Source organism: Streptomyces sp. NPDC048411 (assembly GCF_040704695.1).
Classification (GTDB): Bacteria; Actinomycetota; Actinomycetes; order Streptomycetales; family Streptomycetaceae; genus Streptomyces.
Window position 1 is genome coordinate 1 of record NZ_JBEZKL010000192.1, and the last position, 10,120, is coordinate 10,120.

Consider the following 10,120-nt stretch of genomic DNA (forward strand, 5'->3'; position numbering starts at 1 on the left):
GTCGTCCGCCCGTAGGGCGGGCCTGGCGGCGTCTGGTGCGTGCGATCGCAAGGCGGAGGGTCGCCCCGATACTGGGTGTATCGGGGCGAGCCCGATAACGCAGCGAGTGTGCGGGCCAGGCGTCGTCTGGCAGGCGGGACTTTCGAAACACGCCCTAGCGGGTTCGATGCGGGCGACGCCGTCCCCGGACGTCCCGGCGCCCTGTCCCCGTCCGGGCCCCTTCTTCCCTGCCGCGTCCAGCGTGGCGCGGATCGCCGTCAGTTCGCCCGCCAGCTCCTGCGCGGGCGGGAAGTCGTCGTCGCGCTCCAGGAGTACGCCCGGCGGGACGACCCGCGAGCGGAGCTCGGTGAGCACATCGAGGACGGGCCGGGTCACGGGGTGGGCGTGCGTGTCGTGCCAGACGTCGTCCTTCTCGATGCCGCCGGCCACATGCACGTACGCGATCGCCTCCACCGGCAGCTCGTCGAGCGCCCTCGCGGGATCCTCGCCGCGATTGACGTGGTTGGTGTGCAGGTTGGCCACGTCGATCAGCAGTCGAACCCCGGTGCGTGCCACCAGCTCGGCCAGGAACTGGCCCTCGGTCAGCTCCTCGCCCGGCCAGGCGATCAGCGCCGCGATGTTCTCCAGCGCCAGCGGCACCGGCAGCGAGTCCTGCGCGATCCGGACGTTCTCGCACAGGACGTCCAGCGCGTCCCAGGTCCGCGGCACGGGCAGCAGGTGGCCCGCTTCGAGCCCCGGCGACGCGGTGCGTGTCCCCCCGGCCCGTACGAAGGCGATGTGCTCCGTGACCAGCGGTGTGCCCAGCAGCGTGGCCCGCGCGGCAAGGCCCGCGAGCCGGCCGGGGTCGGGACGGTCGGCCCCGCCGAGGCCCAGCGAGACGCCATGCGGGACGACGGTCACGCCGCGGGCGCGGAGCCGTACCAGGGAGTCGGGCAGGTGGTCGGCGCAGAGGTTCTCCGCGACCGCTTCCACCCAGTCGATCCCCGGCAGTGCCTCCACCGCGTCCGCGATCTCCGGTCGCCAGCCAATGCCGATTCCCAGCTCCATGGTGTCCCCCTCCTGCACTGCGTGCAGGGGTAATGGCCCCGACGGGCAGCGGCCAATCCGAAGAGGGGGACGTTCAGAGCATGATTTGAGGTTCCGGCCACAGAGGGACCGGCGCGTGGACCGGGGCGGTACCGCTCAGGGCATCGGCATCGTGGACGGACGCGAGGTGAAGGACTGTGTTCAGCGGCGCAGTGCCGGATGGTCGGCGACCACCGTGCAGGATCCCGGGGCGATCTCCGTGAACCCGGCGTCACGCACCACCGGCAGTCCGCTCACGGTGAGTTCCGCCCAGCGGGTGGCGTCCGGGGTGGCGACGGAAAGCGGGAAGCCCGCCTCCCGCCACGCCTTGCGTTCCGTGTCTGACAGCTCCCACCAGGCGAGCTGCGCGCCGTGCCCGGCCTGTGCCATCTCCTTGCCCGCGGACATGTCGAGCTCCGGGTTCAGCCAGAGCACGGGGCCGGACGGGTCGGGTGCGGCGGGCGGCTCGGGGTCGTCCAGGTCCGTCCCCGACACCTGGAGCTTCGCCAGTTCCTTCGGCCAGCCGTCCAGCGGAACCGGTGGGAACACCCGCACTTCGGCGCTCTCGCCGGTGACCGTGATGCCGGGCAGCGCGGACGCCTTACGCCATTCAGCGCCGCGCGCCCGCCGCACCACCTTGCGGATCCGGGCGTCCTGCCAGTCGCGTATCACCTGCGCCCACTCGCCCTCGCCGGCCGACCGTTCGTCCGAGAGCATCACGAGGACGGCGCGGGCGGCGGTGCGCAGCGCGTCGGTGCGGGCCGGGGGGTCGGTCTTCTCGATGTGCACGACCAGCGGAAGCACGTACTGCGGGGCCTCGTCGCGGCTGGTCGGCTCGGAGTGGAACGGGGAGTCCGAAGGCGCCGGGGCGCCGGACGGGGACTGGGGTGCGGAAATGCCGTTGCTGCTCACTCGTCCCAGTCTGCCAGCCGCCCGGCCCGGCTCCTTGGCGGAATGAAACGGTCCGGGTGAGGATGCACCGCATGAAGAGCGATCTCTTTTCCAGCGAGAACATGGTCCAGCCGGCAACCGCCCCTGGAATGACCCTGCAGAACGCCAAATCCATCAAGTACGCCGTCAACGGCGAGATGCACGCCCGCCAGGGTTCGATGGTCGCCTTCCGCGGCAATCTCCAGTTCGAGCGCAAGGGCCAGGGTCTCGGCGGCATGCTGAAGCGCGCCGTCACCGGCGAGGGGCTGCCGCTGATGGCGGTCCGCGGGCAGGGCGAGGCGTGGTTCGCGCACGAGGCCGCCAACTGCTTCATCGTGGACATGGAGCAGGGCGACGTCCTCACCGTCAACGGCCGCAACGTCCTCTGCTTCGACCCCACCCTCGCGTACGAGATCAAGACCGTGAAGGGCGCCGGGATAGCTGGTGGCGGGCTCTTCAACAGCGTTTTCAGCGGTTACGGCAAGCTCGGCCTGATCTGCGAGGGCCACCCGATCGTGATCCCCGTCACGGGCCAGCAGCCGGTGTACGTCGACACGGACGCGGTCGTCGGCTGGAGCGCCCAGCTCAGCACCTCGCTGCACCGCTCGCAGAGCATCGGCTCGATGATCCGCGGCGGCTCCGGCGAGGCGGTCCAACTGATGCTGCAGGGCGAGGGGTTCGTGATCGTCCGGCCCAGCGAGCTCAAGCCCGAGAAGGCATCGGCCAACTGAGACCGACCGGCACATGGGGGGTGGGAGAAGGAGCGGGGCTGGGTGCGTGCAGCTGCAAGGCGGAGGATTGAGACATTGCGGAGCCATGGTGACTGACGACAACGCCGCAGATGTGCGTGCCCAGCCCCGCGACGCCGCCTCCCATGTGCCGGTCGGTCTGAACCTGACAGGAGTGGGCCGGCGGTACGGCCTCGGCGGACCATGGGTGCTGCGCGGGGTCGACCTCGACCTGCCCGCGCACACCCTGGTCCGGATCGAGGGCGCCAACGGCACCGGAAAGTCGACGCTGTTGAGGCTGATCGCCGGGATCGACGCCCCGACCGAGGGCCGCATCACCGGCCGACGGCCGCGCACGGCCTATGTCCCCGAGCGCTTCCCGGCGGCGCTGCCCTTCACTGCCGCCGGGTACCTCGTCCACCTGGGGCGGATCCACGGTCTGCGGACCCCGGAGGCGACCGGGCGGGCACAGGAGTGGCTGGTGCGCTTCGGGGCCGCCGGCCACGCCCGTACCCCCCTGTCCGAACTCTCCAAGGGCACCAGCCAGAAGGTCGCCGTCGCCCAGGCGCTGCTCGCCGAACCGGAGCTCCTGGTCCTGGACGAGGCATGGACCGGCCTGGACACGGTGGCCCGCGGCGAACTGGACCGCGCGGTCGCGGAACGGGTCACGGCCGGGGCAACCGTCGTCTTCGTCGACCACGATCCGCGCCGGCTGGCCGAGGCGGTCGACGTCACCCACCGGGTCGAGGGGCACCGGCTTGTCCCCGTAACGGCGTCGGAGACCGGGGACGGGACGGCCGGGCCGCGGGTACGCATCGAGGTCACGGGCGCGTCCGGGGCCGTCCTTCCCCCGGGGCTGCCCGGCGCACCGGTGCAGGAGCCCCGGACCGACGGAACCGTCCGGCTCATGGTCGCGGCCGTGCACTCCGACGCACTCCTGCGCGCTCTGCTCACGGCCCGCCCGCCCTGGCACATCACGCACCTGTCGGCGGCAGCGGCACCCGAACCGACGCCCCGGACCGAACCGTCAGAGACCCGGCAGGCACGATGACCGCCCTGATCCGCTACCAGGCCGCCCTGCTGCTCCGCTCCCAGCGCTGGCTCGCCCCCGTTCTCCTGTACGCCGTCTTCCTCGCCGTCGGAGTCCAGTCGGGGCAGCCCGTGCTCGACTCGCTCGGTTACGCCGCCGCCGCGCTCCTGCCCGTCACCGCCTGGCTCGTCCAGCTCTGCGCCACCCAGGAACCACCCGCCGCCCGGACCGTCGCCGCCGCGGCGGCCGGGCAGCCGCGGGTCCATCTGGCATCGCTGCTCACCGCCGCGGGCTGTGCCGGACTGCTGGGCACGGCGGCCACCGCGATCGTGCTGCTGATCAGCGATCCGGCCAACGCCGACCACACCGTCCGCGTGCCGCTGCTGCCCGCCGCGCTCGCCGGGCTGCTCACCGCCGCCTGCTGCGTGCTGCTGGGAGCGGCGGTCGGCGCCCTGTGTACCCGCCCGGTGGTGCACCGTCGCGGTTGGTCGGTCGCGACCACCGCGCTCGCCGCCCTGCTGTCCCTGGTGACCACCGGATCGCCCGCGAAGTACGCGGTCACGGGACTGGTCACGGGATCGCTGACCGGAGCGGTACACATCCCCGTCCTGCCCCTGATCTGCGCCTGCGCGGCGGCCTGCGCGGTGGCGGCGGTCGTCTGCAGGCTGACTTCGCTGCGCGGGTGAGTAACGACCTTGGGGAAAATTGAGGGCGAGGCGTGTTGGCTTGGCGGTTTGGCTGGTGGGTGATCAGCAGGCCGTGGTGCGGACGGGCACGAGCTCGGTGCTCGTGCGACGTCGGGTCGCTCGTCGGGCTGCGCGGTCAAAGACCAGGCCGGCGATGGCGAGGTGGGTCTGCGCGTAGTCCTCTCGGCGTCCGGTGTAGCGCTGGAGTGGGTGCCACTGCTTGTATTCGGCGTTGGTGTGCTCCACCACGATCCGGGCCGATGACTGTCGGCGTCGTGTCTAGCGCCAGGCACGCTTGTCGCCGTCGGGGGCGTCCTCGGCCAGCTACTTCGGCGGGGCGCTGACCTGCGACGGGAACTCCTTGGCCAGGCCCCGGTATCCGGAATCGGCCTCGGCGCGCACGTCGGGCGTGCCCGTCACCATCACCGCTCCGCTGACCGAGCGGGCCAGGAGCGGTGGCGCGTCGTCCCGGGGCCGGCGCGGCCGGCCCGTCAGGGCAGTCGCGTCGCTCGGACCTGCCCACGCCGGAGGCGCGCGCCGCCGCCAAGCAGCCCGTACCAACCGGGCGGGGTGGCCCCGGGGGCAGTGCCCCTCAGGCGATCATGAAGTCCCGTACGGGCAGGGCGCGTTCGACGATCCTGATGTCGCCGAGCCAGCCGTGCATCAACTGGTCGAGTATGCCTCCGTACTCGTAGCCGCCGAGCAGCCAGGGCAGGCCCAGGGTGGCGAGGCCGGTGGTGTGGGTGGCGGGGTTGCGGGCGACTATGCAGCCGTCGACGTACATCGTCGTGTGCTTCCCGTCGTTGACGACCGCCACATGCCACCACCGCTCACGCAGCAGCTCATGGCTCCAGTTGGTGACGGCCCCCGGTTGGTTCAGCGGCGCCGCCGCCCACTGGAGCCCGGGGCCGTCCGATACGGAGAGGGTGGCGACGGGCTCCTCCGGGTCGCCGGAGGTCTTGCCGGCCGCCCCGAGCGTGCCGCGGCGGCTGAGTACGGCGCCCCAGGCGTTGCGTCCGGCGTTCCAGTCGGCGGGGAGGCGGAGGTAGGCCTCGATGGTGTAACCGGACCTGAACGTCTTGGTGTTGAGCGGTGCGTTGTTCTCCGTGCGTAGATACGCGCCCCGCAACGGCGGCTTCGAGCCGTCGAAGTAGAGGCTGCCGTGGCCTGGCTGGTCGGGATGGTGGGCGGTGGACCAGCGCAGCGCGTCGGGCGCACTGCCGGGGACGGCTTCGCGCACCAGGTCGTTGCGGTGCCCGGACATGTCCGGGACACGCAGGCCGGCGTCGGCGGCGGAACCGTCCTGGTGCGAAGGGGAGTCGAAGCGCCAGTAGGCGACAGTGCCTGGTATCAGCATCTGCTCCGCAGGGCGGGGGCCGCGCACGGGTACGGGCGCGAAGCCCGCGAAGCGCTTCTTGAAGTCGATGGGGACGGCGAAACAGTCCTGCGGACCCGTCAGTTCGATCTCGCCGCGCTCCAGGTCGTTGAGCCTCTCGCCCGCGCGGCCAAGGATCCACGGGGAGATCGTCTGCACGTCAATGGTGTTCCGGGCCAGGTCGAAGCGGTAGAGGCGGATCATGGCGCTGCCGCCGTAGTAGCGGTTCTGGTAGTTGGTGATGTGCAGATGGACGTCGTTGCCCGCGGTGTTCTTACGGGTGGTGCGTCCGGCGGGCCAGTAGTGGCCGTTGAGGGTGAGGAAGATCTGGTCGTGCCCGGCTATCAGCTCGTCCCACAGATGCTTTCCGTGGCCGGAGAGTTCGGCCTCGTCGCCGTCCGTGTCCGCGTACACCAGCTCGTGGGTGGTGAGGATGACGGGTGTCTCCGGGTGCTGGGCGATGACGTCCTTCGCCCAGGCGAGCCCGGCCGCCGACGGCCGCCAGTCGAGCGCCAGCACCAGCCACTCGCGCCCGGCGGCGCGGAACAGGTGGTACGTGCTGTAGCCGTCCGGGGTCGCCCCGCCGAACGTCGGCAGGCGGCGCATGCGCTGCGGACCGAAGGTGTCCAGGTACGGGGTGCGGCCGCGCTGATCGTCGGTGGAGGACTTGATGTCGTGGTTGCCCGCGACGACGCTGTAGCCGACCCGCCGCCGGTCGAGCAGCCCGAATGCTTCGCCGATCGCCTCGAATTCGCCTGACTGGCCGCTCTCCGTGAGGTCGCCCAGATGGGACAGGAAGACGATGTTCTCGTCGCGCCCGTGATCGAGTACGTAACGCAACGACGCCTCGACCGGCGCCTTGTCGATGCTCGCCCCGTCGAAGAGGTACTGGGTGTCCGGCATGACGACGAGCGTGAACCTGGGGCTCTCGGGGTCGGGCCGCCAACCGGCGGTGACGGCGCCGGTGTTCTGCTGGGGAAGAGCCGCGGCGGGCGTGGCGGACGAGAGCCCCGTGGCTGCGGCGGCAGCACCAGTGAGCGCGGTTGCCCGCAGGAACGTACGACGGCTCGCGCCGGGCAGAAGCGGTCCGTCGGGCTGGTGGAGGGGGCTGCACATGGATGTCTCCGCGGAGGATGAACGTCGGGGTGATCGTCTGCAAGCTAGCCGCGGGGTGGGGGAGGAACCGGTCCGTAAGAGCGACAGCCGAGCGAAGACTCCATGAATTGCACAGCGCCGGCGCGCGGGATCGTGGTGGTGGGAGCGTGCGGGCGCGGGTTGGCGAGGGCCGGGTGATAGACCCTGACCCGCCGCGCCCCGCTACCGCCCGCCCGCGACCCGCAGCGCCGCCCGGGTCACGTACGACGCCTCGCCCGACAGCAGCCGCGCAATCGTGGACGCGATCTCCGGGGCAATCCCCGGCCGACCGAGCGGAATGCCGGCCGCGGCCGCGCGGTCGGGGTCGCCCGCGGTGGCGTGCATCTCGGTGTCGATACATTCACCAGCCAGGTCCTGTCGGCCGAGGGTGTGCGGCATCCGGTCAATGCCCCATCAGCTCGGAGACCTTCACGAAGCGGTACCCGTGCTTGCGCAGTTCCGGTACCACCTGGCTGACGGCCTCGGCCGTGACGGGAGCGGCACTGCGCGTGCAGTGCATGACGACCAGGGACCCCGGCTTCACCCCGGCCAGCACCTGCTTGGCCACCGCGTCCGCGTCCGTCGCGAACGCGTCGCCGCTGACCACGTCCCACTGCACCGCCGTCACGTTCTCGGGCGCCAGCGTGCGCAGCGCCGCATCGTTGTAGCAGCCCCCGGGGAAGCGGAAGTACGGCACCACATGGAGCGCGCCCGTCTTCCGGATCGCCGTGAAGGCCCGCTCGACGTCGGCGCGCATATCGGCCTTGTCCAGGACCGGAAGTCCGTAGCAGGGCGAGGTGAAGGCGTAGTGGCTGTAGGAGTGGTTGGCGATCTCGAAGAGTGGGTCGGTGCCGATGGACCGGGCCTGCGCCGGGTACTCGTCCGCCCACCGCCCCGTCATGAACACGGTTGCGGGCACCTCCAGGCGGCGCAGCAGCGCGATCAGCTCCGGGTTGTCGAAGTGCTCGCCCGCCGCTGCGCGCGGACCCTCGTCGGCTGTCATGTCGGCGTCGAAGGTGAGCGCCACGACCTTGTCCGTGGTGTTCCGTGCGCGCTTGAAGACCGGTGTCAGCCCGGGCCGGCTCGGTGCCATCGTGGGTGGCCGGTTCTCCACGGGCGCGGGCTTCGCGGACGGTGACGGCGGCGGGGCGGCGGACTGTGTGTGCTTGGGGGCCTGGGTGGCGTGTGAACCCGAGCTCTTTGACGGGGTATCAGTACCGCAGCCGGTCAGAACGGTGCCTAGAACGGCACTCAAAGTGGCCATTGCGGTCAATTTTCTTACAGAATTGGTCACTTATGGAAACTAGCCGATCATCCCGGGAGGAGGCCGGTGCGGCGCTCCTCCTGATCGAATCCGTCCCCGGAGCCGCCCCGGCCCGGCGGCCGCACCCGCGCACCGCGGACGGGGCTTTCACCACCTCGTAGCGGCCGATGCCCCGCCCGTACGGGGGCGGCGGACCGCGCCGCCCCCGTACCGCTCAACACCTCAATGCCAAGGGCCCGTCACCGCGAACGTCGTCCCCGGCTTGTAGCAGTTCACGAACATCGTCCCGCCGTCCGGAGCGAACGTGACCCCGGCGAACTCGCCCCACTCCGGACTCTCCGCCCTCCCGATGTTCTGCCGGCCGCGCGCCATCGCGTACACCTCGCCGAGCCGCGTCACGCCGAATACATGCTGCGCGCCGTTACCGTCCTCGCACACCATCAGCCCGCCGTCGGACGTCAGACAGATGTTGTCGGGGGACTCGCCGGGCAACTGCACGTCCGTACCCGGACCGAAGACGACCACCAGCGTGAGGCGGCGCCGCTTCGGCTCGTACCGCCACACCTGCCCGAAGTGGTCGGCCGCCGAGCCCGCCGCGCTCTGCGCGAAGCTGGAGACGAAGTAGACCGACGAGCCGCCCCAGTAGCAGCCCTCCAGCTTCTGGGCGTGCGTGATGCCCTTCGGGCCGAAGTCCTGGAACCGGATCGCTGTTCCGGCGGCCTGCGGATCCGGTACGGGGGCCCACTCGATCCGGTCGAAGCTCGCACCGGTCTCCTGGATGACGGAGAGGTCGGGGACACCGGGCACCCGCATGGCCTGCAGTTCGCCGCCGGCCCGCAGTGAGCCGGTGCCGCCGAGCGGTTTCTCCGGAAGGAAGCGGTAGAAGAGCCCGAACGGCCTGTCGAACGCGTCCTCCGTCTCGTACACGATCCCGTTGTCCGGATCGATCGCGATCGCCTCGTGCTGGAAGCGGCCCATCGCGGTGAGCGGCACGGCTCCGGTGCGGTGCGGGTCGGCGCCGTCCACTTCGAAGATGAAGCCGTGGTCCTTGGTGTAGCCGTTGGTGCCGGCCCGGTCCTCGGTCTCCTCGCAGGTCAGCCAGGTGTTCCACGGGGTCCGGCCACCCGCGCAGTTCACCGCCGTGCCGGCGATGGCCACCCGTTCACCGAGGACCGCGCCCCGGCTGTCGAGCTCCAGGGCCGTGCAGCCGCCCTTGCCCATCGGGTCGTAGGTGAGGCCGTCGACGACCGGTACCGGGATCTTCGCGGTGACCCGGTTCTCGTGGTTGCGGACGAGATGGACGCGGCCGCGGTGGCCGGTGAACGCGGCCATGCCGTCGTGGTTGCTGGGGACCCGGCCCTCGCCGGAGCGGAGCCGGTCGCCCTCCCGGGACAGGACCCGGTAGCGGAACCCTTGGGGCAGATCGAGCAGACCGTCGGGGTCGGGGACCAGCGGACCGTAGCCGCTGTGGCCACGGGCGGCCGCGGTGCCCGCGAAGAGTTCGGAGAAGGCCCCGGCGAAGGCGATCGAGACAGCGGTCGCACCGCTGCCGGCCAGGACCTGGCGTCGTGTTGCGAGTCGTCGAGGTGTAGTTGATGACATGAGGCAACTCCCTGCTGGCGGACAGGAGAAGTGACCCGCATGTGTGTACCACGCGTATCGTCGCGCGGGAACCACGCGGGTCACTGAAACCGACCGGCACATGGGGGGTGGGAGAAGGAGCGGGGCTGGGTGCGTGCCCAGCCCCGCGACGCCGCCTCCCATGTGCCGGTCGGTCTGAACCTGACAGGAGTGGGCCGGCGGTACGGCCTCGGCGGACCATGGGTGCTGCGCGGGGTCGACCTCCCAGCCGACCAGGACGGTACCGACATCTTCGCCGTGCACCGACGCGATCATCAGTCCCGTGTC

The 10,120-nt window shown here is 71.2% G+C and carries 9 protein-coding genes and 1 pseudogene; 3 read left to right on the forward strand and 7 right to left on the reverse strand.

Going from position 1 to position 10,120, the window contains the following annotated elements; all coding sequences use genetic code 11:
- Together AB0915_RS36025 and AB0915_RS36030 are read right to left on the reverse strand one after the other, a co-directional pair.
- Positions 1–1,047, reverse strand: a 1,047-nt coding sequence (locus AB0915_RS36025) for a DUF692 domain-containing protein (RefSeq protein ID WP_366695154.1), incomplete at its 3' end; no start/stop codon positions are given.
- 180 nt (positions 1,048–1,227) lie between these two features.
- Positions 1,228–1,977: a peptidyl-tRNA hydrolase gene (locus AB0915_RS36030; RefSeq protein ID WP_366695156.1), complete on the reverse strand. Its 750-nt coding sequence runs from the start codon at positions 1,975–1,977 to the stop codon at positions 1,228–1,230.
- 71 nt (positions 1,978–2,048) lie between these two features.
- Here AB0915_RS36030 and AB0915_RS36035 point away from each other — a divergent pair, with 71 nt between their 5' ends.
- From AB0915_RS36035 to AB0915_RS36045, 3 genes are all read left to right on the forward strand, one after another.
- Positions 2,049–2,726: an AIM24 family protein gene (locus AB0915_RS36035; RefSeq protein ID WP_366695158.1), complete on the forward strand. Its 678-nt coding sequence runs from the start codon at positions 2,049–2,051 to the stop codon at positions 2,724–2,726.
- A gap of 205 nt (positions 2,727–2,931) precedes the next feature.
- The gene (locus AB0915_RS36040) at positions 2,932–3,774 is read left to right on the forward strand and encodes an ATP-binding cassette domain-containing protein (protein ID WP_366695170.1); all 843 of its coding nucleotides are present in this window, start codon (positions 2,932–2,934) and stop codon (positions 3,772–3,774) included.
- Positions 3,771–4,439, forward strand: a complete 669-nt coding sequence (locus AB0915_RS36045; RefSeq protein WP_366695160.1) for an ABC transporter — start codon at positions 3,771–3,773, stop codon at positions 4,437–4,439. Before AB0915_RS36040 ends, AB0915_RS36045 begins: the two co-directional genes overlap by 4 nt.
- A gap of 63 nt (positions 4,440–4,502) precedes the next feature.
- Here AB0915_RS36045 and AB0915_RS36050 read toward each other — a convergent pair whose 3' ends face one another.
- The 5 genes and pseudogenes from AB0915_RS36050 to AB0915_RS36070 form a co-directional block, all read right to left on the reverse strand.
- Positions 4,503–4,688: a hypothetical protein gene (locus tag AB0915_RS36050; RefSeq protein WP_366695162.1), complete on the reverse strand. Its 186-nt coding sequence runs from the start codon at positions 4,686–4,688 to the stop codon at positions 4,503–4,505.
- Between the two features lie 343 nt (positions 4,689–5,031).
- On the reverse strand, positions 5,032–6,930 hold the full coding sequence (locus tag AB0915_RS36055; protein ID WP_366695164.1) for a LamG-like jellyroll fold domain-containing protein: 1,899 nt from the start codon (positions 6,928–6,930) through the stop codon (positions 5,032–5,034).
- 201 nt (positions 6,931–7,131) lie between these two features.
- Positions 7,132–7,305, reverse strand: a pseudogene (locus tag AB0915_RS36060) (oxidoreductase); the annotation flags it as partial.
- A gap of 46 nt (positions 7,306–7,351) precedes the next feature.
- Positions 7,352–8,212 (reverse strand): polysaccharide deacetylase family protein, encoded by an 861-nt coding sequence (locus tag AB0915_RS36065; protein WP_366695166.1) that lies wholly within the window; start codon positions 8,210–8,212, stop codon positions 7,352–7,354.
- A 222-nt stretch (positions 8,213–8,434) separates the two neighbouring features.
- On the reverse strand, positions 8,435–9,814 hold the full coding sequence (locus AB0915_RS36070; RefSeq protein WP_366695168.1) for an alkaline phosphatase PhoX: 1,380 nt from the start codon (positions 9,812–9,814) through the stop codon (positions 8,435–8,437).
- Positions 9,815–10,120 lie beyond the last annotated feature (306 nt).

Bases quoted from the DNA above. Each gene is read 5' to 3' on its own strand.
- AB0915_RS36035 (WP_366695158.1), top strand. From the start codon at position 2,049: ATGAAGAGCGATCTCTTTTCCAGCGAGAACATGGTCCAGCCGGCAACC.
- AB0915_RS36045 (WP_366695160.1), top strand. From the start codon at position 3,771: ATGACCGCCCTGATCCGCTACCAGGCCGCCCTGCTGCTCCGCTCCCAG.
- AB0915_RS36055 (WP_366695164.1), bottom strand. From the start codon at position 6,930: ATGTGCAGCCCCCTCCACCAGCCCGACGGACCGCTTCTGCCCGGCGCG.
- AB0915_RS36065 (WP_366695166.1), bottom strand. From the start codon at position 8,212: ATGGCCACTTTGAGTGCCGTTCTAGGCACCGTTCTGACCGGCTGCGGT.
- AB0915_RS36070 (WP_366695168.1), bottom strand. From the start codon at position 9,814: ATGTCATCAACTACACCTCGACGACTCGCAACACGACGCCAGGTCCTG.